Genomic DNA, 19,371 nt, shown 5'->3' with positions numbered 1-19,371 from the left:
GCCTCGTTTTTAAGATTTACATAGGCTTCAAAAGCTTCATGCCATCGATACAGTTCATAAAGACTTTGATCTAACCAAAATTCCAGGGAATTCCTTGTTTCAATGGATAGGGTCATAATGATTTGTCTTATCTCTGCTCCGGCATTACCGTTTATTCCAAACCGAGCAAAAAATTTTGAGCCATTGAAGTTGCACGCCCAAATACTCCGCCTGGTAATTCCTCAATCAGTTGAAACGGGACGCCTGCGGCTTCAGCGCATACGGCGGCCTGAAACTTCATGTTTACAGCTTTAACGGGTGAATCCATATCCCTCAATGCCAAACGTTCACTTAGAGCAATGAGTTTACGGCCATTAATTTTGTCCCAATCAAAAACCAGTTCCGTGATTGGTTCTTGGTCCTCAAATTTAAAAGGCTTTGAAAATTTAAGAACATTTTTTCCCTCGTTATTTTCTTCTGCTGGGGTTGTAGTTTTCTTTTCAGTCATGGTCTCATCCTCCATTATTTTCCGAGCGCAGCCCGGATTTTAGCGCCGAAATCTACTTCATTGACGACAAATACATCGTTGAATTTATCAATTTCAATCTTCACGACACCGTTAATTGTGATCTTGATATAAGTGACTTCATGTTCCACCGAGTTATCTGACCCGGCAGCTGTTTCCAAACTGCCCATCGACAGAGTTTTCGGGGCACCTTTGATGGTTATTTTTATCGGGATAACGTCAATTGTGCCTGTGACCCGGTTTTGGCTTTGAATACCTGCACGCAGGTCAACTGTATGTGTCTCCTGAGCAAATAGGTCAAAATAACCTTCTTCCCAAGTTGCAAAGTTGTATGTCACCTGCATGGAGTCAGTTTGTCCAAGCGTAGCAACGTTCACGGTACCGTTAATTCCAGCACCGGTGACATCATCAGCAAGCATAGCAATGTCCGGTAAATCAACCGTAGTTGTCCCAAGGTATTGGCTACCGTTACGTATAGCTTCGTATTTAATTGTCCGTAAATTAATTTTTTCTTGGCTCAATGTTCAGCCCTCCCTTTACGCCGCTGTAGTGAATAGCGCAGCAAAGTAAGATGCATCGTATTCCAGCACAAAATCAATATCCTGTGCCGGAGACGGCGGTGTAACATGGACGTGAAACTTCATTTTCCCATCCATCAGTGCGGAGACAGGGTTTTCAGACGTATTAAATTCTACGCGTCCGCCCAAAATGTACCCGGCAGCAGCCAGGCCATTAAGCCAGAAATTCACTGCATCCGTAATCGACTCAATCAGACGCTTGTCGGTGGAACCGTCAAGGTATTTCCAATATGTCAGTGTGAGTGTATTACTGATCCAATCGAACATCCTTCGAACCGGTATGAATGATGACTGTGGGTCTTTTTGATCCGGGTAGACACCTGTGCGATTACCCCAAAGCACAAATCCGCCGACAAAATTTAATGCCGTGACAATACCATTTGCATTCAGATACTGTGCTTGCTGAGGTCCAAGAGCAATTGTCCTGGTATCCGTTTTTGTTCCATCAATCTTGGCCGTTTTATTTGATGGCGAAACCGATGGAACCCCGCCGTTATTAACGTCTGTTTGTACAATTACCGCAGCAGCCACAGTGGAAGAATGATATGTGCGGTCAGCGTAAGTAAAAAGCGGATAGGTGTTTATCTGGCGCGGATTAGTATACGCATTCGTTTTTTTCCATGCAGGCGTATCTGTGTATACAAGCTCGCTCGATAGATCAGTAATTGCCTGTGCTTTGAAGTGTCCACCGTTGAGGCTAGCTGCCTTTTCAGTCATTACTGCTGCAACGGTTGGATTTTGCGAAAATCCCGGTGCAGCGATCAAAGCGGGAACGATTCGAAACAGCGGGAATACCTGGTCAAGAAGTTCAAGCCCGGTAGCCTCACCAGTAGCCTCCACAACGCCGCCGATAAGGTCCGCTGCTGTCACTTTGCTGCGATCCAGCTTAGAGTATGCTATTTTAACGGCGCTATTGGCTGTCAGAGCGCCAGAAGCAATGCGGGATACCACGAGGTTGCCGGAAGTATTAAAGCTCACGCTGTAGTCCTTCCCTGCTGTGTAGGTGGTCGCTCCATCATCTGAGGTGAGCACCACCGTTGACTTAATAATTCCTTGGCCCGGTACAGTAACAACACCGTCAGATAATGTGTAACTGGTTGTGGCCACTACAGCTGCGTGCTTCGCTGGGTCCAATACATTAATGAACACGACTGGAGAAAGCTTCGCCACTTTGAAAAAGTAGTACGCGAATTCAGACAACGTGAAATTGCTCCAGTCCTCCGAGTATCCAAAAGCAGAAACAACATCGTCCCAGCTTTCGCATAGGATCGGCTTATTTACTGGCACGCTCTCCAGAGTCGTCATATTGACAGGAGCCGTGCCGAACACGACTGGCAAAGTAATGTTGAGTGGCACAGGCGTAATGACTTCTGCTGGCTGCTCAGTGGTAAAAATACCGTGACGTTCTGCCAATTTAAATTCCTCCTTTTACTGCCGCAATGACAGCAGCATAGGCAATTTGTAGTGCGCTTCCCGGAACGGATAAAGCTGCTTTTGACGTAGCCAGCTCGGCTACAGGAACAAAAAGCTGTCGTATTTCTGGTGCTTTTTCCGCCACATCTTCCAAATATGCTGGGAAGCCATCGCGAACAATAAGAGACTTCGCCAGCCTCCCTCCGGGCAAGTTTGGTCCGATATATATAAGTTGCTCCGGTTCAGTAGCGTCCTTAGCTGCTTGAGCGACTTTTTCAGTCGAAGCAATAGCACGCCGCGTTTTCTGCTCCACAGCTTCCTGTTTTTCTTGCTCTTTATCCAAAATAAACATCCTCTCTGCTTACGCCTGGGATTTTCCACTTCATGTTGACGTAGCCAAAAAAATATGGGGATAGGTCTTCATCGTCAAAAAGAGAACAGGTCAAGGGAAAATCTAATTCAAACATCCGGTCTAAAATCGGATGCGTCATGAATGCATGCCGGATACGCTGTGTGATGTTTTGAATTGTTCTTTCACCTTGCATATCCAACGATTCATCAAAAATGCCCACACTAAGCAAAACAGAACAAGATGACTGGACTTCATGCCCTTGGTCCACTGTCTCGCCAAAGCGCACAGTGATAAAAGGAAAATGAGCGCGGTCATCTTGTTCTTCTTTTGCAGGAAGGTTTTGGGCATAGATATTAAGAGGCACCATTTCATATTGAGCATTCATGTATACCGAATCATGAAAAAGACGCTTTAGTTTAGCTACCAAAGCGTCTTGCAGTACAAACGGTGTCATTATCCGTCCAACTCCCTATTTAATTCATGTTCCAGTCGTTGAGCATACATAATACGCGCCTTCCGCTCTACAGACTCTTTAATTTGGACATTGTTAAACATTTCCGGCGCAGGCGGTCCATATAATCGTTTGATTGGAAGCCTGCTCCTGCCTTCACGAATGAAGATTTTAACACCATTCTTTTCAGCAACAAAAGCGCCTGGAACCTTCTTCATTCCACCCTTTTTCACAGCGACCTTTAGCACTTTTGGACGCTTACCTGTCGTCCGCCGGGGTGAAAATTTGTATTTATCCAGACCTGTTCCTCGGCTACGGGAACGTATAGTAGCAGACAAGCTGCCTTTGTCAGCTTTTTTTATTGAAAAGGTGCTACCTAAGTCCCCGGCCTTGATAACATATTGCTCTCGAATCTCTTTGCTAGCGTTTGTCTTTGCGTTCTGAGCGACCCGATTAAGTGCCCGATACATAGCCACTTTCGTTTTCTTTTTGACTTCTTGGAGGTGCCGTTGCGCTTCTCTCAAAGCAGTGGTGTCAATCTGGATCATGAGCCTTTACGTCCTAGCGTAACAGTTATCATATCTCCATCGTCTTGAAGATCCACAACGGTATAGATACGACCATCAAACTTGATCTTGCTCTGCAGAACCGGAAGCCTACCAAAGTATAGGAAGAAGTCTGCACGCTGTGCATAAAACAAAAGATCGGCATCGTATACGCCATCTGTTGGATTCGAGGCGCTACTTTTCCGATCTCTCAGTTCGTCATCATCTATAATAACCAACATTTTGACAGGCTGTTCAGGTGTGGCAGGCAGTCCGTTTTTCGGCGGACTCATAAAGGCGATTTCATGCCAGTCGGCAAACTCACGTTCATTCAAGAAAACGGACTTCACATCCCGCTCGATCTGATCCTTAAAACTGAACGGTTTTATCAATTCAGTTTGAATATCGCTCATGACGCGCCTCTAACCCCTTATTCCGTAGGCTTGGCGGTATTCTTCTTGTCATCTTCCACCATGCCAAGATCTACGAGTCGTTGAATTGCTTCTTTGCCAATACTCGCAGGGACCTCTTCACCAATTTTGTAATTCTTATCGTTGTGACGGATATTCCACTTTGCAATGTATGCCATCTCTGTTTTCCTCCTTTTTAGTTAAGAACCTTAGCAACATACCATCCGTCCACATTTTGTGGGACAACGATAGGACGGGCCAACATTTGCAAGTAGCGTGCTGCAGGTTCTTTAGTTGTCCATGATTGCGGCGTTACCTTTGCCTTGACATACTGGAACTGACCGTCATCCCCCATGATTAAGTTAGCTCCATAGTTAAACTCAAACGGTTTTCCGTCTGGCAGTAACGCAAGTGTTCCAGCAGGAATGTAATCCTGCTCTTTACCTTCTTCGTCGGTGTACGAATTGGTGTAGGACCAGATATGAATAGCAGCCTGACGCAAATAACCATGATATACAACGCCCTCTGGCAGAATGTCTTGGTTCAAATTACCGACATCAAGGGTTTCTTTTTCTGCTTTGATCATTGCAAGCAAAGTAGGATGAGTCGTAATTGCAGATCCAACTTCAAAAGTGGTTAACACCCTGCGCATGGTCAAGCCACTTTTGCGCATGACCTCCATTTTCTTCTCTGTAAAATAAGCAACAACGTCAAAAGTTGGGTCCGAGAAATCTTTACCAGAAAGAACTTCCTTGTTGGTAAAATCCCAATCCAATTCCTGATTCACACCTTCACCGATTTGCGTAGTCTTGCCCGTAAACATGGTTTCGGACAACTGTTGAATCTTTCGGCGGTCGATTGTGCTTAACAATTCAGCTGTGTCTTCAATCAGGAGCTTCTGCGCCCGAACATCTGGAGAATCTGGATTATACAAAGTCTCTCCAGCACGTCTTACCTTAAGATCGTTCCGAGTGATGACACGCATAGGTTTAACTAGCGCAGGCTTGTACTGTTTGGCTGTAAATCCAGTGCGCAGTACAACCTTACCTGGCATCAATTCATTGACATAAGGAGCCAGCGGACGGTGACCTTTTTTAGTCTGAATCTCAATTTCATCGGAGTCGAACGTTTCCCCTTCGGATGCATATGTGTCCAGTAGGTAATAAGAATCCTGTGGAAATGATTCGACTACACGGAATAACTGCGGAAATGCGTAAATATCTTTTGCCATAATGTATTAATCCTCCCTATTTAACTACTCGTTTTGTGATAAGACCGATGTTGCGCATTGCTACTTCGTGCTTTTCAACCTTGTCATTGCCTCCGAACTTGAGCGCATCACGGTTAAACTCACCGGATGTGTAAGCCACGGCCCGAGCATCCTTGGTTGTAGCGTCGACCTCTTCGTCTGCCAAGATGCAGTATGGATTCTCAATACCGCCCGTCTTACTCGAATCTACTGGTGCAGTGATGGGTGTTCCTGCGTACGGATCTGTTTCAGCGAGTTGGCTTTCTCTGCCCAAGACAGTGCCACGTTTAACCACTCCAGACCCTGATTTGACGATAATGGCAATGACCGTTTTCGGCTCGACTCCACCTGCGTACAGATTGTCATACGGCTGGCTTTCATAAGATGGCATTATTTACGACCTCCCTTTTTGTTTTGGAGCTGCTTTGCATACTCAATCATGTTATTTACGGCTTGTTCGTTTTCAGCGTCATCATTTGATACACCAACAGTGATTACAGGCGCTTCCGGGGATACATTTTTCACACCGCTGTCGTCTGAATCTTGTTGACGTTGGGTCCCCTCTTGGTTCACACGAGTAATTGATGCTTGAACAATTTTCATAGCTACATCACCAGCGGTTTCGCCATTTGCGATGGCATCTTTAATAAACGGCTTGGCTCCTGGGGCTCCTTCCATATTTGTCAGTGAGGTAATACGGCTGCGTTCGGCTGTAGTAGCTAGATTGACCACCTCGTTGTACAAGTCTGGGTGTTCGTTTTTCAGTTGGTTTAAATCCATTGGTTTGTTTTCCCCCTTCATAGAGTTAATCTCATTTTTTAATTCTTCAAATGTGACTCCAGCCTGCGGAGTTCCTCCTTTATTTGCGTTAACGACAGCGACTGCTTGCTTTCCATGCGAAAGAACCTCAAAATACGAACTGTTCTGCAGGGGAATTATAGCTTCTGATCCGCCGTCGCCAAGCGCTGGAGACTGCGCTGTAAAGCCGCCACTTTTAAGAAGTTCGTTTCGCACCTTGTTTATTACAGCCTCTGGTAGCAAGCCACCGTTAAACATGTCATAGGCGCTGTTGGTGACTTCTACGGAATTTTCACTGAACATTATTTCGTCCGCAAATCCAAGTTCGACAGCCTTCTGAGCATTCATCCAAGTTGTATTATCCATGAGGGTCAGAAGCTCGTCTCTTGTCTTACCTGTTCGGAGTGAATAAGCATTGGTGATTGCCTCGTCCGTACTTTTCAGCAGGGCAGAAGAGCGGTCATGGGCATTCTTGTCGCCATCCGTACCCGTTGCAGCGTTGTGAATCATAATCTGTCCCGGCGGTGATATCTTGATAACGTCAGCACCCATGAGCATTACCGAGGCAGCAGAGGCCGCTACACCCGTTACTTTCGCTGTGATCTTCCCGGGGTAATCTTTGAGTAAAGTGTAAATCTCAGCACCATCAAAGGCGGAACCGCCGAGAGAATTTACGTACAATTCAATCTCGTCTCCGTTTGCTGCATCAAGCTCCTTGGAGATCATCCCCGGACACACAGCCGGAATACCAAACCATTGATAAACCCATGCGTTTGCATCCCCGATTATCGGCCCGTTAGCCTTGATCTTCTTCGGCATTTGTGTTTTCACCCCCTTCCTCATCGTCGTTGTCTTCGTCGCCCTCATCAGACGGTTCAGATGGCATGACCGGAACTGGTGCAGCTCCTTCGGTCAGGCCCAGTTCCTTGAGTCGTGCTTTCTCATACGCACGCTGTTGAATGTTTTGTTCCCATGATCCGCCGTTTAGCTCGACCGTTTCCTTTGTGGCTGTACTTAAATTGTTCTCAATTCGGGTAACAGCAGCACCTACTTCCTTGGTTGGATCGAGCAAACCTTGGCTTGGACCATGCCATTCAGCCCGTGTGTAGGCAGCAAAAATAGCCGGGTCATCAAAGATGCCAGGCGCGTTTATTCTACCTTTGGTTACAGCCTCAACGAACCACTCTTCATAAATAGGCTGGCAAAACGTTTTAGCCAACCAAGATCGGCGCATGCGATACATTTTCCAAGCTTCCAGCAGTGCTCCGCGGCTCGCTGAGTATGAAGATGTGAATTGCTTGGTCAGTATTTCATAGGGCAGTTCAAGAGCTGCTGCAATCTGTTTCAGCAGTGCCCGAACGAAAGCCTCGTAGTTCGGATTCGGCCTTGATGGGTCAGCAAATTGAACATCCTCTCCAGGGTCCAGATAAACAATAGCCCCCCGCCCCATCTTTATGTTGTCGCCACCCGTCCCCGGTATAGGTTCTTGATACTGATTGTCAGTTTCCGGTTCATCCATACCATACGGATCTTGCCCGTCATCTCCTGGTGTCTTTACAAACACGGTGTACATTGATGTGATGACTGCAGCCATCAATTCCGCTTCTGTATACTGATTGAGCAGCTTTAAAGATTCGATAATAGGCGCAATAATCGGGATGCCCCGGCGTTGTCCTGGTCGCTCCGCTTCAAAAAGATGGATAACGTTCAATCGCCCCGTCTTCTTGCCGTACTTCTCAACCCTAGCCCACTCCCTTTCCCCGGTCAGGTCAAATCTACTACTGCCCGGATGGCGGTTGCTGAAATGGTAGGCAACCACCATACCGTCTGCATCAACCTCAACACCAGATTGGACCCGATCCATATTGTCCAGCTGTACATTAAAAGGCGTATCGCAACGATCAGCTTCAACAAGATTGATGCGTAAGTTATAAACCGCATGGTCTCTCGGAAGCATTGGCAACAAAGCGAATACGTCCCCGCTCATGAGGGTTGATAAGAAAGCCAGGGCTTGCAACTCGTAAAAATCATTGAGCCCAGCCGCATCACACTTACTTGTTTCAGCCCATAATGCCCATTCCCTGTGTATGGTCGCCCTTAAGTCTTCACTTTCCTGATCGCTGAGGTTCAGGAACTTGGAATCAAAGGCTGGGTTGAGGCGTAAGCCAGTACCCACTATGTTCGTTCGCAAACCCTTGTGAGCTGCTGCAACGACGTCAGATCCCATGTGTAAGTCTCTGGCCCGAGCTCTAAGCTCATTAATGTTCTCGTGAATATCTGCATCAGCGTCACCAACTGGCGTTTGCCACATGACCATAGACGACTTTGTACGGCTGGCTCCATGCCTGCCGTATCCTTTACCGCCAAATGACTCTTTGTAGCTATTAATAACTGCCTGAGCTGCTTCATGCCTCGCAATATCCAGACGGGACGCTTCTCTTTTGGCTGCAATTCCTGGAGCCACAAAGTTTAGAGTCTTATCCAGCCAGTTCATCGGTCAAACGGGGTAATTCCTCTCACTTTGCTTCTCCGTTTCATTCCCGGATTCTCCAAATCGTCAACGATGCGACCATAGTATCTCTTGCGTTCCAGTACCACATTCATGTCTGTCCGTGTCATAGACCGACCAGCAATGGTGTATGATTTCCCTGTAGCGAGTGCCGCCTCAGCGTCACACCAAAGCTTGTACATCATTTGAGCCTCAGCTAAAGTCATTTTTGGCATATCCCCTGTTCACCTCCTTCACATAATTTACAAACTACTAGAAACATTCCTTTTCTTCTTCCGCTGTTGCGGCCTTGCTGGACCCGTAACCACGTTTCCCGGCTCGGGTAGTGGCAGGTCAAAGTTCGGATTCATCATTTCGATCGCGGCGCGGTTATAAACTGCAAGGTCAAGGGCTTCATTCCGCGCCCTGGTCTGAACCCAAACAGTATAAGGAATCCCGTTCTTATAACGGGTTACCAATTGTTCCGCCGTCAGTTGCTTAAAATATTCCTCGTCGTATACGAATGGGTCAGGGTTATCTGGATTCGGTAGTGGAAACCGACATGACCCAGGCTTTCCAGGTTCGATTGTAAGCGACGAAAACACCTTAGCCTTACCTTCGGCTACCCCAAGCCGAATAACCGTAGCACGATGGACATTGTTGTCTGTGGTGCCATTCAGAAGTGGCGTATGTGTACCGTCACCGCTGTCTTCACCTTTAATCGCATATATTCCGCGTGAGGCACGAGGCTTGCACCACTTATAAACCTCGCGTGTGAAGTGTCCGCCTGAGTCCATCAATGTTCGACGTATGCGAAACTTCCTACCCGCTGCATCCTGCCATGTTCGGGACAGAAATTCGTCCAGATCATCCCAAACATCCTGCAATTTCAGATCACCATATACCCGGTGATACTGTATTCTCCAGCTAGAATAATCTTTTCCCCAGCCAATGACGTCAATTTCGAAACGGTTGTCCTGCGTATCCACCGCCGCAGTGAGGAATTTCACGCCCTCTGGAACTCGATGCATGTACATTTCACGGCGATTCAAGAGCACCTCATGTTCTACCTTCTCGCCTTCTTCCTCCCAAGACTCAGCCATAACAGTGTTAAAGAAGGTTTTGAGCAGTGCCGGGCCGCCCCGTTTAGCAGCCTTAAAGTCATTGACTGCATCTTTCCAAGTGTAATTAATCGTCGCTGCAAGACTACTCAACTTGAACCCACGAGTTTTTGAGTGTTCCTTGCCCGCAATCCAAACTGCACGCTTGCTATAATCCTTTTTCCACTCATGCTCGGCGTGCATCGCACCACAATGCTTACACACATGATCGACCCGTGTACAAGCCCGCGTTTCTTCGTCATAATCAAAGTCTATTTGCCGCCAGGCCAAGGGTTGCAACTCGTCACAGGACGGACAAGGGAAGTGTAATTCTTCCTGTGTGCTGTCCTCGTAAAGAGCCTCAATACGTGACGCTCCCTTAATGGTCGGAGTGGATACCCATACCATCTTTTTGTTGTAAAACGTCTTTGTACGGGCCGTGACAAGCGATACAGGGTCACCCTCTTTACCGGCTGACACTGGGAAACGGTCGATTTCATCCCCAATAACCACCCTGATCGGCTTGGAAGCCAAAGAAGCAGGCGAATTCGCGCCTGCAATGTTGATCCGTCCACCTGGAAATGTCTTATACAAAATGGTATTCCGGCTATCACGGCTCTTATCCTTGACCACTAGCGGTGATAATTGTGGTGAATCTCGGTACATCGGAGTCAAACGGTCATTAGAAAAGTCACGTGCCACCATCAAATCAGGCTGAATAACCATGATTGGAGCCGGGTCATGCCCAGTAAAATACCCAATGGTGTTAAGCTGCAGGTCCGTTTTGCCAAGCTGAGAAGCCCACATGAGTACAACTGACTCGATATTCCTGTCGGATATGGCTTCCATAGGAACCTTTTGATAAGGTGCCCGCTCTGTTTTCCATGGACCAGGTTCAGCCGATGCTTCTGGAGACAATACCCTGTGTCTGTCGGCCCATTCAGATACACTAATCGGCTCAGGAGGCGCGACAAGGCTTACGGTGTCAGCAAGCAGGCGTAGCGTCCTTTTTCGTTGAGCATTCATGACTCATCATCTGCCAATGGGTCATATTTAGACAGTAGGTTTAGAGCCTCGTTAATGCGATCTTCCAGCAAAACCCTAATTTCCTTTTCGTCGCTCAGATACGCTAGTTGATTCGCTAGTTTTGGAGGCAAACCGGTTAATCTTTCCCGGAAGTTCACTAGCAGTGAGCCCCATGCATCCTGTACATCAGCAGTGGTATGAAGATTCTTTCGCTTTTCCTCCAGCTCCAGCATCGCAATTTCTTTTTTAATTTGTTCATGTGCCGCCTTTTCTTCCGCGAAACTTACCTTACCTTCCTCAGAAGTCCCCGTCACATGCCGGATGTATGCCTGCACGGAAGCAGCAAGGTCGTATTTCCCCCGACTTACCTGTGTAAGCACACCGTCACGAGTTAATTGCCCAATCCATTGCTTTGTTTTGCCCACAATAGCTGCAAATTCACTGGTTCCGACGATGACCTCCGTCCTGTTCTCTCCTTTCCCCATATCTGACCACCTACTTTCCATTTATTCATCAAAATCATGACACGCTATCAGACGCATTTTAAGCCACTTTTTAGCAATGCATTAATAGAAGGGATAAATTATACATACTCAATATAAAAAGCCCTCAGCAGAGCTTGTATGAAGCCTGCGGGGCTAAAAAAGGAAAGTGTTTTTCGAATTCAAAATCTACGCGTTTTTCGGGCTCATGCGCACCCGTGTCTATTTTTAAGCTCCAGAAGGACCCAAATTTATTTTTTCTGGAGAAAAAGAAAGCTTTTAAGATTATTTTTCATAATCATTTCACGCGCGCCTCCTTCTTTTATTCTTTAATCTTTAAATCATTTGGTATAAAGGGTGAGCTGCTATCCATGCTCTGTACCCTTAGTGACAATCCTGCTATATGGAACTATGCTGGCATACACTCCTGCTTCACGTAAACGTCTGCTTCTTTCCTCTGCTCTATCTAACTCTGCATTCTGTTCCTGACAGATCTGTTCCCATTCATCCAATGTTCGTAGTGTCTTTTGCTCGATATCAATACCACGTAATCTATCAATCAGGTTTAAACGAATGTCCACTCTATCCTGTTGATTCACTCCTGGTATATAGATATCAATAACTGCTGTGGTGTCTCCTGTTATTCTTACTCCTTTGATATGCCATCTGAATATGTTGGGTTGTTTGGTCATGATCTTCCTCCTACCTGTTTTATGTATGAACAACAAATACACCGTCCTTTTATGCATAATGCATACGAACGATGTATGTATCTATTAACTCTAAATGAGCTATATATTATATATATTATTATTTATATTTCTTTCTTTCTTTCTTGGGGGGACAATTACACCCCTCTAGCGGGGGACAATCATACCCCCCTAGAACATTTAGAGGGGTGCAATCGTCCACCAGTAGAATTATGTTAGGGGGGTACAATCGTCCACCGCTAATATGCATGATTTATTGTATATCGTGTATAAACATTCAATATTATTATGGCGCCAAGACACCTGCAGTTCGTAGCTTACCAAGCAAGGAATTAAAGTCTGCAACCAGTCCAGCCACATCCGTAGCTGCGCTATTGGCCTGTGCTGCTGCCTGCTTAACCGTACCATTTGCTGTTGTCGTTGCTGCGCTGACTGGCGTTCCTGCACCGATGGCTGTACGTGCAGCAGTGGCATTAGCCGCAACAATTAGAGCTTTACCAACATCGGTTGCATCTTGTAAATCATAAGACCTCGGGGCCCAGTTACCCGCTTTTGCATCATTTCCGGTTTCGCCAACCTTGAGGTTTGACGTACCTGCTCCTAATGCTGTTCTTGCTGCTGCTGCGTCTGTTGCTTTAAGCACGCTCTTACCTACTGTTGTTGCGTCTGTGATGTTATCTACTGTGACAGCGCCACCGCCACCACCTGAAAGTCCAGCCACAGGTAACGGGTTATTCTTACCCACAAGCGACAGCTCTCCGTTCTCTCCTTCAATGTAAATGCCCTTGCCTAAAAAGCTTTTATAATCCAATTTGCTCAACTCCGCTTCTATATTGTTTGGATTCGAGAGATACTGAAATGCTTTGTTCTTCTCAGTACCGATAATGCTCATTTCCTTCTTGGCTTCGACCAAGTTATTCACATCAACAACCAACTCCCGGATCTCTTCCACCTGCATGAGTGGTTCAAGAAACTCCGGTATGTCTCCTACAAAACTGCCAAACTGAAATAACCCGCGCGATGGGATCGGCGGGCCAATGTAAATTAAAATGCTCTCTTCTATTGTTAACACCTCCTTCCTGGTGGAATAAGGGCAAAGAAAAAGCCGCTCGTATGAGCGACTAAAGTTAACATTATCATCTTTAAAAATCATACTCTTGAGGGGGCCGTCTTTTAGAATAAGTAATATTTTTATTCTGTACGGCGCTATCATAACGTGACATGTACTTAGCGGTTTCGCTTATTGGTACTCCCCCATCACAATCATACTGTTTATAATCGTCCTTGTTTTCAGTAGCGATGTTTTCAAACAGTTTTTCTTTAAAACCATGGTTTTCATAATCCTTGATGATATTCAGCAAGTCCTCAATTCGTTTAGCCGCTGGATATCCTACATGGTAAATGATTTGCGAACCTTCTCCAGGATACTCGCTCTTGGCAGTGTCAATGATCTTCCAACCACCATCAAGGTATCTCTGAACAGATTGCTCACTGCAGGCCTCGATTCTTACATATTCCAATATTCATACGTCCTCTCTCATTACCCTATGTCGGTAAAAGTCAGCGGTTAGGGGCTTAGGATTGTCCATTCTCTTCATAAATAATTAGGGCGGAATAAATTATGGTACAGCCTGTGATAGACAAATCACTATTATCCGGGATCATTGATGTACTGAATTTTATATCAATTAGCCTAGATTTATGGAAGCCGTTAAGAAATTCGTTGATCCCTTGCTGCAATCTACCTTCTGAATACTCAGACAAAACTAAAACCTGTGTCATAGTTCCCCTCCTTTCAACACAACAATTCGACACACAGGAAGGATATTCCTTTTTATGCGCCGAAAGTATTAGTTCGAAAGGAGGTGCATGTAATGACTGATAGAGTAAAGTATATAACCTTGGTTCCATTTTTAGCAGTAGCAGTAGTTAGCTCTCTTAGTGTTTTTGGTTATAAAGCTTTGAAAGAGACACCAGCACGAGTAAAACATTTTGCCCAGTGGTACAACCAGGCATATGGTCACTAATTAATAGCGTCCTGCGGACTCGAACCGCACATTTACCTTTAGGCGCTGTAAAGTCCCCGGAGCTGATCCGGGGATAAACACTATTGCAGTTCTTTGACTACCTTGGCAATATGAGCCGGGATGGTGAAGCCTTCGCTTTCAGTCAATGATCCGTCCGTATGCAGCTTGATAGCCAGTTGGTCGTATTCACCCGTGCCTGTAGGGACCACAGGGTTGCCATATGCGTGTGGACCAGCAAAGCTTACTACTTTACCAGTAGGGCTATACTTACGAGCCTCAGCCTCGGTATTTACCACCTTAAAGATATTATCCGAACCAAGATACCCAAATCCGCCGTTACGTACTGCGCTTGCCTCTGTACTCATTACAAAACACTTCCTTTTCTATTGTTGTGAAAACAAAAAGAGCAGCGTATCTACGCCACTCTCAATAAGTCTTTTAATTAGGTGCACGGTGTGGGAATTGAACCCACGCCTTTAGGTCTGTTTTACTCGGGCCCGCCTGTGCTCTACCATTGAGCTAACCGTGCATAATAGTGATATTGAAGATACTAAAAAGGCCGGCACGTTGGCCGACCTCCTTACTGCATTTAAATAACAATAATTTGATTATTACAGTTCCCCTCGTGAAGTGCCTATACGAACTGACATCTCGCCCTCCATATATGCTTTACCCGAGGAAAGAGATACATAATACTTATTAGCACCAGGCCAAGCGCTTGAACTAATTTCACTGTAAGTGCGACCAGGTTCTACAGTTCCAGACATCATTTGTGAACCTGTTTCTGAGCCTCTGTTCACCGAAAATTTAATTGGCTGCTTACCGTCATTACGTATCCATACTTTAACATAGCCATAACCTGCGGGTATATCGAAATTTTCTGTAAGTTCTGTGTTGCGGAGAGTTCTATCAACCACCGATTTGGTAGCATAAGGAGTAATAACATGATCTCCCGCTTTTGGTGTATTCACATCGGTCGATGTGTTTGCAGATTGGGAAACTGATGTTGAATCAGTTGTAGCTGGTGCAACATCAGTTGCTGCTGCAGAAGCAGATAAAGGAATTGCAAGAGCTAGTGATAAAACAGATACTGCAGTAGCTTTTTTAAGGTTTTTCATACTCATAAGCCCACTTTCTTTGATTTTTTTATCCTGCCAACTCTATCAACCAGCACAGTATGTAAGAAACTATTAGAGCATTTATGATCGATAAAGTTTTTACAGGTATTTATGAACATTTACATTATAAGTCTTTTATTGTAATTATTCAACAAAAAAATGGGTTTTGATTCCATGTTAGCAGAAGCCTGGGTTTGAACCAGGACTGTGGGGAACAGACCCCCGCAGCGCACCTCGCATTCTGCATGAAACCCCGCCAGACCGCACGAACGCGTTTCGTACAGCCTGGGCTTACAGGTAATGATATAAGCTTTGTTGGAATCCGGTACTTGCTTACGCGTCCGGCCTGCGCTCCTGATCCACTCTTTAGCGGCTAGGATCACCGTGGGGAATGCGCTTGTCAGACGCACATTTAGCAAGAGTGGAGTAGTGAAAACAGAAAGAGCAACACGCCCGCTTGTCCTACCCTTGCGGCTGTCTGTAGGTCTTATAGCAAGGGGCTAACTGGTGCCGCTCGTCTTACGCCTACCACCGTCAAACAGGCATGTGTTTGTGTCGGGTGCTGCTCTCTCTTTGTTTTCCATGTTATAAGAATATCACGTATAAAACCTAATGATTTATAGACATTTTAAGTTTTTGTCTATATTTTTTAAATTTATTTTAAAGACAAATAAAAAAGCAAAGCGGCCCCTATATAAAAAGGAAATAAAAAAAGACCGAGTTTAATCGGTCTCTGCCATTTCCTAGGAAGGGTTGTACACATATACTCCAGGTGATTCTGGCTGCTGTCCTTTTTCGATTGCAAGGTATCTGTTTACTTCGTCTTCACCTAAACTACTATAGTTATATTTTTCGCTTTCTGTAGAGAACCAAAATGTCCAAAGCGTGCCTGTGACCTTCACATCAACAACAATTACAGGTGGGTCTGGATCTTCGTTCGGATCACATCCAAAATCCTCAATAGTTATAAGGAACCGTTCTAATCTCTTCCATTCTAGTGACTCCTCCAATTTGTCTTTAACAAAATGTGTAAATTCAGCATTTGTTAATTGGTGTATCCTGCCGTAATCAATCCCATCTTTCTCCTCAAACACATCATTGAAGTACACGCTGTTGAACCCATGACCTGGGACCTCAGCTAAATAGACGGTTGTGGAAGACTGGTGTATTTCAACTCGATCAATTGTGTAGACTTGTCCTTTAACTAAATGCTTATTAGCCCATTCGCGCTCCTTATCGTAACCCCCACGATCCATATAACGGACCCTACTACCTTTCTTAGCTTTAAAAATGTTCATTGACATACCAACCATCATCCTCCTTATTCTCATATGTTTATTTATGTAGTAACAAGCAAAAGAAGAAGCACACATTTCATTGTGTGCTTGAAAATATAACATATTGGAAATATGGTTACGCACCGTCTTCTCACTAATAAATAGTTGTCCGGCGATGTCACGCGTTGTTTTGTCCTGCACGAGCAGTTCAAATACTTCACGTTCACGGTGAGTTAACAAAAACTTGTTTTTCTGGTCGTTACCCTTCGTCAATTTCACCCCTCCTTGCTCGGGTTTTGTGTGGTGTAACAAGGTTAAGGGATACAGTCAACACATTTTATGTCATGTGCTCAGGTAAGGTTCAATGTGCGGATAAAAATGGGCATAGGCACCTTACTTACAACTTTAATGACGAGTTAAACTTTGTGTCTAAAATATGTATTGACAGGTATATAGGCCAGCCTTATGATAAGAAAAAATGCGACTGATAATCATTATCAAAAAATGATAATTCGTTATAGAGATCGCGCTACAGACTATGGTTCAGGGCCAGTTTGGCCAGAAAGGGTGTTCATTGATTATGAAACTACGTTATGCCGTGCCGGCCGGAGTGCTGGTCTCTTCTATTCTGTTTGCAGGTTGCGGACAAGCCGGAACTGCGGATCAGCAGCCCGCTGCAACATCCAAAGATACAGGGGCAACACAGACTACGACTCCTGCAGCGACTACTCCCAATTTTGATCAAGCGGTTGCGGCTTACCGTACCTATGCGACTGAGCAATGCGATATGTTTGTGAAAAAGACAGAAGAATTCACGAACGCAGTCAAAGCTGGCGAGCTGGATAAAGCCAAGGCTTTGTATGCTCCAGCACGTATGTACTATGAACGAATTGAACCGATTGCGGAAGCACTAGGCGATCTAGACCCGAATATTGACGCTCGTGACGGTGATGTGGATGCAGCAGATTGGCGCGGATTTCACCGTATTGAGAAAACATTATGGGAAGAAAACACCACCAAAGGATTGGACGAGTTTTCCGACCGCCTGCTGAGTGATGCCAAGCTGCTGCGGGCCAAAGTAGAAACAGTTAACATTGATGCCAGCTTGATGGTAACAGGTGCAGTCGAGTTGCTGAATGAAGTATCTACCTCAAAGGTAACGGGTGAAGAGGAGCGTTATTCTCATACGGACTTGTACGACTTTGCGGCCAATGTAGAAGGTGCTCAAAAGATTTATGACATTTTGAAAACAGACCTGAACCAAAAAGACGCGGCGTTGGAAAAACAAATTGGTGAGCGTTTTACAGCCTTACAGCAGGAGCTGGCTCCTTTTAAAGACGGCGAAGGCTATGTATCGTATACCAAACTGAAGCCGGAAGAAATTAAAAAACTGAGCCAGAACCTTGATGCTTTGGCAGAACCGTTGTCCCAAATGGGGAAATTGTTAGGAGTGTAATGATATGAAAGGCTTTAAGCGGCAAAAAGGTCAAGAAAAGCCGCAGTATGCGGAATCCCATAATGAACAGTCTGATCTGGTAGAAAAAGATGCGCAGTCAGCGGATGACGAGCAATCAGGAAAAGGTAAATCCGTATCACGCCGTGATCTATTGAAGCTGGCTGGGGTAGGCGGACTAGGTCTACTGCTTGGCGGCGGTGGCGTAGGCGCTGTGCTGTCAGCCGGTCAACGCCTCGAAAGCATGATGACAGCGGCCGATACCAAAGATGTGGTCCCTTTTTACGGCAAACATCAGGCGGGGATTGTGACTCCGGCACAAGATTTTATCTGTTTCGCCGCTTTCGATCTAACAACTCCCGACAAGGAACAGGTTCGGAATCTCTTCAAGGCCTGGACGGAAGCAAGTGCTACCATGACTTCTGGCGTGCTGCTTGGCACTGATAATGAAAATCTCAATCTCCCTCCTTCCGATACGGGCGAGGCAGCGGGATTGTCTCCGTCCCGGACGACGATCACTTTTGGGGTGGGCCCCTCCTTTTTTGATGGGCGGTATGGCCTGGCAGGGCTCAAGCCTGCCGGGTTCCGTGAGTTGCCTCGTTTTCAGGGAGACGCCCTGGAGGAGCAATGGTGCGGCGGTGATGTCGGAGTGCAGGTATGTGCCAATGACTTGCAGGTAGCCTTCCATGCCCTGCGTAATTTGGCGCGTATCGCCAGAGGAACGGCGGTACTTCGTTGGACGCAGGAAGGCTTTCAGCGGACAGCACAAGCTGATCCTGCAGGAAGCACTCCGCGCAATTTGCTTGGCTTCAAGGATGGCACGGGAAATCCAGATACCTCCAAGGCAGACGAAATGAATCGGCTGGTGTGGACACAGACCAATGACGGACCAACATGGATGGGCGACGGCAGCTATATGGCTGTACGCCGTATTCGTATGCGGGTAGAGGTATGGGATCGTTCAACATTAGGTGACCAGGAGGATACCTTTGGACGCCATCGCAGCAGTGGTGCCCCGCTGGGCAAAAGCAAAGAATTTGACAAGCTGGATCTGGCAGCTACAAATCCGGCAGGCAAGCCGCTCACGCCCCCTACCTCTCATGTGGCATTAGCTCATGGGGACGGGAGCATTAATATTTTGCGGAGATCTTATTCCTATTCAAGCGGATTAGACAAGCAAACAGGACAGCTCGATGCCGGGCTGCTGTTCATCAGCTACCAGCGTGATCTGTTCAAGCAGTTCGTCCACATTCAGGAGAAGCTTGCTCGCAATGACAAGCTGAACGAATACATTGTACACAAAGGCAGTGCGGTGTTCGCCTGCTTCCCAGGTGTATCGCAAGGTGGATACATTGGGGATACGTTATTTTAACAGCAGGCAAGGAAGGG

General features: G+C 46.0%; 25 protein-coding genes, 1 tRNA gene and 1 pseudogene. 3 read left to right on the top strand and 24 right to left on the bottom strand.

Annotated features, from left to right (window positions below):
• Nucleotides 1-151: 151 nt before the first annotated feature.
• The 19 genes from ABEW32_RS11350 to ABEW32_RS11260 form a co-directional block, all read right to left on the bottom strand.
• Nucleotides 152-487: a hypothetical protein gene (locus ABEW32_RS11350; protein ID WP_430187735.1), complete on the bottom strand. Its 336-nt coding sequence runs from the start codon at nucleotides 485-487 to the stop codon at nucleotides 152-154.
• A gap of 14 nt (nucleotides 488-501) precedes the next feature.
• Nucleotides 502-1,026, bottom strand: coding sequence for a phage major tail tube protein (locus ABEW32_RS11345; RefSeq protein ID WP_430187733.1), 525 nt, complete (start codon nucleotides 1,024-1,026; stop codon nucleotides 502-504).
• A gap of 15 nt (nucleotides 1,027-1,041) precedes the next feature.
• Nucleotides 1,042-2,496 (bottom strand): phage tail sheath family protein, encoded by a 1,455-nt coding sequence (locus tag ABEW32_RS11340; protein ID WP_430187730.1) that lies wholly within the window; start codon nucleotides 2,494-2,496, stop codon nucleotides 1,042-1,044.
• A 1-nt stretch (nucleotide 2,497) separates the two neighbouring features.
• A complete protein-coding gene (locus tag ABEW32_RS11335) occupies nucleotides 2,498-2,839 on the bottom strand; it encodes a hypothetical protein (RefSeq protein WP_430187727.1) in 342 nt (113 codons plus the stop codon).
• Nucleotides 2,832-3,302: a hypothetical protein gene (locus ABEW32_RS11330; protein ID WP_326109714.1), complete on the bottom strand. Its 471-nt coding sequence runs from the start codon at nucleotides 3,300-3,302 to the stop codon at nucleotides 2,832-2,834. The genes ABEW32_RS11335 and ABEW32_RS11330 overlap by 8 nt, the downstream gene beginning before the upstream one ends.
• Nucleotides 3,302-3,847: a phage tail protein gene (locus ABEW32_RS11325; RefSeq protein WP_326109713.1), complete on the bottom strand. Its 546-nt coding sequence runs from the start codon at nucleotides 3,845-3,847 to the stop codon at nucleotides 3,302-3,304. The genes ABEW32_RS11330 and ABEW32_RS11325 overlap by 1 nt, the downstream gene beginning before the upstream one ends.
• A complete protein-coding gene (locus ABEW32_RS11320; RefSeq protein WP_430187724.1) occupies nucleotides 3,844-4,257 on the bottom strand; it encodes a hypothetical protein in 414 nt (137 codons plus the stop codon). Before ABEW32_RS11320 ends, ABEW32_RS11325 begins: the two co-directional genes overlap by 4 nt.
• Before the next feature lie 17 nt (nucleotides 4,258-4,274).
• Nucleotides 4,275-4,433 carry a hypothetical protein gene (locus ABEW32_RS11315; protein ID WP_430187721.1) on the bottom strand — a complete coding sequence of 53 codons (159 nt, stop codon included), beginning with the start codon at nucleotides 4,431-4,433 and terminating at the stop codon, nucleotides 4,275-4,277.
• Between the two features lie 17 nt (nucleotides 4,434-4,450).
• Nucleotides 4,451-5,485, bottom strand: a complete 1,035-nt coding sequence (locus ABEW32_RS11310) for a major capsid protein (protein ID WP_430187719.1) — start codon at nucleotides 5,483-5,485, stop codon at nucleotides 4,451-4,453.
• Nucleotides 5,486-5,501: 16 nt separating this feature from the next.
• Nucleotides 5,502-5,894, bottom strand: a complete 393-nt coding sequence (locus ABEW32_RS11305; RefSeq protein ID WP_430187716.1) for a head decoration protein — start codon at nucleotides 5,892-5,894, stop codon at nucleotides 5,502-5,504.
• Nucleotides 5,894-7,120: a head maturation protease, ClpP-related gene (locus tag ABEW32_RS11300; RefSeq protein WP_430187713.1), complete on the bottom strand. Its 1,227-nt coding sequence runs from the start codon at nucleotides 7,118-7,120 to the stop codon at nucleotides 5,894-5,896. Before ABEW32_RS11300 ends, ABEW32_RS11305 begins: the two co-directional genes overlap by 1 nt.
• Nucleotides 7,098-8,795, bottom strand: a complete 1,698-nt coding sequence (locus ABEW32_RS11295) for a phage portal protein (RefSeq protein WP_430187710.1) — start codon at nucleotides 8,793-8,795, stop codon at nucleotides 7,098-7,100. The genes ABEW32_RS11300 and ABEW32_RS11295 overlap by 23 nt, the downstream gene beginning before the upstream one ends.
• Nucleotides 8,792-9,025: a DUF6148 family protein gene (locus ABEW32_RS11290; RefSeq protein ID WP_430187708.1), complete on the bottom strand. Its 234-nt coding sequence runs from the start codon at nucleotides 9,023-9,025 to the stop codon at nucleotides 8,792-8,794. The genes ABEW32_RS11295 and ABEW32_RS11290 overlap by 4 nt, the downstream gene beginning before the upstream one ends.
• Nucleotides 9,026-9,052: 27 nt before the next feature.
• Nucleotides 9,053-10,915, bottom strand: coding sequence for a phage terminase large subunit family protein (locus ABEW32_RS11285; RefSeq protein WP_430187705.1), 1,863 nt, complete (start codon nucleotides 10,913-10,915; stop codon nucleotides 9,053-9,055).
• The gene (locus ABEW32_RS11280; RefSeq protein ID WP_430187702.1) at nucleotides 10,912-11,400 is read right to left on the bottom strand and encodes a hypothetical protein; all 489 of its coding nucleotides are present in this window, start codon (nucleotides 11,398-11,400) and stop codon (nucleotides 10,912-10,914) included. Before ABEW32_RS11280 ends, ABEW32_RS11285 begins: the two co-directional genes overlap by 4 nt.
• 362 nt (nucleotides 11,401-11,762) lie before the next feature.
• Nucleotides 11,763-12,089: a hypothetical protein gene (locus ABEW32_RS11275; protein WP_430187700.1), complete on the bottom strand. Its 327-nt coding sequence runs from the start codon at nucleotides 12,087-12,089 to the stop codon at nucleotides 11,763-11,765.
• A gap of 304 nt (nucleotides 12,090-12,393) precedes the next feature.
• Nucleotides 12,394-13,179 (bottom strand): head fiber protein, encoded by a 786-nt coding sequence (locus ABEW32_RS11270; protein WP_430187697.1) that lies wholly within the window; start codon nucleotides 13,177-13,179, stop codon nucleotides 12,394-12,396.
• Nucleotides 13,180-13,249: 70 nt separating this feature from the next.
• Nucleotides 13,250-13,627 (bottom strand): hypothetical protein, encoded by a 378-nt coding sequence (locus ABEW32_RS11265; protein ID WP_430187694.1) that lies wholly within the window; start codon nucleotides 13,625-13,627, stop codon nucleotides 13,250-13,252.
• A gap of 55 nt (nucleotides 13,628-13,682) precedes the next feature.
• The gene (locus ABEW32_RS11260; RefSeq protein ID WP_430187692.1) at nucleotides 13,683-13,889 is read right to left on the bottom strand and encodes a sporulation protein Cse60; all 207 of its coding nucleotides are present in this window, start codon (nucleotides 13,887-13,889) and stop codon (nucleotides 13,683-13,685) included.
• Nucleotides 13,890-13,981: 92 nt separating this feature from the next.
• Between ABEW32_RS11260 and ABEW32_RS11255 the strand changes: the two genes are divergently transcribed.
• The gene (locus ABEW32_RS11255; RefSeq protein ID WP_430187690.1) at nucleotides 13,982-14,134 is read left to right on the top strand and encodes a hypothetical protein; all 153 of its coding nucleotides are present in this window, start codon (nucleotides 13,982-13,984) and stop codon (nucleotides 14,132-14,134) included.
• An 80-nt stretch (nucleotides 14,135-14,214) separates the two neighbouring features.
• Here the strand turns inward: ABEW32_RS11255 and ABEW32_RS11250 are convergent, their stop codons facing one another.
• The 5 genes and pseudogenes from ABEW32_RS11250 to ABEW32_RS11235 all read right to left on the bottom strand — a co-directional run.
• Nucleotides 14,215-14,499, bottom strand: a complete 285-nt coding sequence (locus ABEW32_RS11250; protein ID WP_430187687.1) for a hypothetical protein — start codon at nucleotides 14,497-14,499, stop codon at nucleotides 14,215-14,217.
• Between the two features lie 82 nt (nucleotides 14,500-14,581).
• A tRNA-OTHER gene (locus ABEW32_RS11245) sits at nucleotides 14,582-14,663 on the bottom strand.
• Between the two features lie 82 nt (nucleotides 14,664-14,745).
• Nucleotides 14,746-15,258, bottom strand: coding sequence for a hypothetical protein (locus ABEW32_RS11240; protein ID WP_430187685.1), 513 nt, complete (start codon nucleotides 15,256-15,258; stop codon nucleotides 14,746-14,748).
• A 737-nt stretch (nucleotides 15,259-15,995) separates the two neighbouring features.
• Nucleotides 15,996-16,625 carry a hypothetical protein gene (locus ABEW32_RS26475; protein WP_488168819.1) on the bottom strand — a complete coding sequence of 210 codons (630 nt, stop codon included), beginning with the start codon at nucleotides 16,623-16,625 and terminating at the stop codon, nucleotides 15,996-15,998.
• Nucleotides 16,626-16,646: 21 nt separating this feature from the next.
• Nucleotides 16,647-16,802 (bottom strand): annotated as a pseudogene (locus ABEW32_RS11235) (LuxR C-terminal-related transcriptional regulator); the annotation flags it as partial.
• A gap of 307 nt (nucleotides 16,803-17,109) precedes the next feature.
• Here ABEW32_RS11235 and efeO point away from each other — a divergent pair.
• A complete protein-coding gene (efeO, locus tag ABEW32_RS11230; protein WP_430187683.1) occupies nucleotides 17,110-17,985 on the top strand; it encodes an iron uptake system protein EfeO in 876 nt (291 codons plus the stop codon).
• 4 nt (nucleotides 17,986-17,989) lie between these two features.
• A complete protein-coding gene (gene efeB, locus ABEW32_RS11225) occupies nucleotides 17,990-19,354 on the top strand; it encodes an iron uptake transporter deferrochelatase/peroxidase subunit (protein WP_430187681.1) in 1,365 nt (454 codons plus the stop codon).
• Nucleotides 19,355-19,371 lie beyond the last annotated feature (17 nt).

It is taken from the genome of Paenibacillus jamilae, assembly GCF_050482105.1.
Taxonomy (GTDB): Bacteria; Bacillota; Bacilli; order Paenibacillales; family Paenibacillaceae; genus Paenibacillus; species Paenibacillus jamilae_B.
This window is presented reverse-complemented; position numbering and strand designations above follow the sequence as displayed.

Coding starts and splice junctions, on each gene's coding strand:
- ABEW32_RS11350 (WP_430187735.1), bottom strand. CDS start 487: ATGACTGAAAAGAAAACTACAACCCCAGCAGAAGAAAATAACGAGGGA.
- ABEW32_RS11330 (WP_326109714.1), bottom strand. CDS start 3,302: ATGACACCGTTTGTACTGCAAGACGCTTTGGTAGCTAAACTAAAGCGT.
- ABEW32_RS11325 (WP_326109713.1), bottom strand. CDS start 3,847: ATGATCCAGATTGACACCACTGCTTTGAGAGAAGCGCAACGGCACCTC.
- ABEW32_RS11320 (WP_430187724.1), bottom strand. CDS start 4,257: ATGAGCGATATTCAAACTGAATTGATAAAACCGTTCAGTTTTAAGGAT.
- ABEW32_RS11315 (WP_430187721.1), bottom strand. CDS start 4,433: ATGGCATACATTGCAAAGTGGAATATCCGTCACAACGATAAGAATTAC.
- ABEW32_RS11310 (WP_430187719.1), bottom strand. CDS start 5,485: ATGGCAAAAGATATTTACGCATTTCCGCAGTTATTCCGTGTAGTCGAA.
- ABEW32_RS11305 (WP_430187716.1), bottom strand. CDS start 5,894: ATGCCATCTTATGAAAGCCAGCCGTATGACAATCTGTACGCAGGTGGA.
- ABEW32_RS11300 (WP_430187713.1), bottom strand. CDS start 7,120: ATGCCGAAGAAGATCAAGGCTAACGGGCCGATAATCGGGGATGCAAAC.
- ABEW32_RS11295 (WP_430187710.1), bottom strand. CDS start 8,795: ATGAACTGGCTGGATAAGACTCTAAACTTTGTGGCTCCAGGAATTGCA.
- ABEW32_RS11290 (WP_430187708.1), bottom strand. CDS start 9,025: ATGCCAAAAATGACTTTAGCTGAGGCTCAAATGATGTACAAGCTTTGG.
- ABEW32_RS11285 (WP_430187705.1), bottom strand. CDS start 10,915: ATGAATGCTCAACGAAAAAGGACGCTACGCCTGCTTGCTGACACCGTA.
- ABEW32_RS11280 (WP_430187702.1), bottom strand. CDS start 11,400: ATGGGGAAAGGAGAGAACAGGACGGAGGTCATCGTCGGAACCAGTGAA.
- ABEW32_RS11275 (WP_430187700.1), bottom strand. CDS start 12,089: ATGACCAAACAACCCAACATATTCAGATGGCATATCAAAGGAGTAAGA.
- ABEW32_RS11260 (WP_430187692.1), bottom strand. CDS start 13,889: ATGACACAGGTTTTAGTTTTGTCTGAGTATTCAGAAGGTAGATTGCAG.
- ABEW32_RS11255 (WP_430187690.1), top strand. CDS start 13,982: ATGACTGATAGAGTAAAGTATATAACCTTGGTTCCATTTTTAGCAGTA.
- ABEW32_RS11250 (WP_430187687.1), bottom strand. CDS start 14,499: ATGAGTACAGAGGCAAGCGCAGTACGTAACGGCGGATTTGGGTATCTT.
- ABEW32_RS11240 (WP_430187685.1), bottom strand. CDS start 15,258: ATGAGTATGAAAAACCTTAAAAAAGCTACTGCAGTATCTGTTTTATCA.
- ABEW32_RS26475 (WP_488168819.1), bottom strand. CDS start 16,625: ATGTGTGCTTCTTCTTTTGCTTGTTACTACATAAATAAACATATGAGA.
- efeO (WP_430187683.1), top strand. CDS start 17,110: ATGAAACTACGTTATGCCGTGCCGGCCGGAGTGCTGGTCTCTTCTATT.
- efeB (WP_430187681.1), top strand. CDS start 17,990: ATGAAAGGCTTTAAGCGGCAAAAAGGTCAAGAAAAGCCGCAGTATGCG.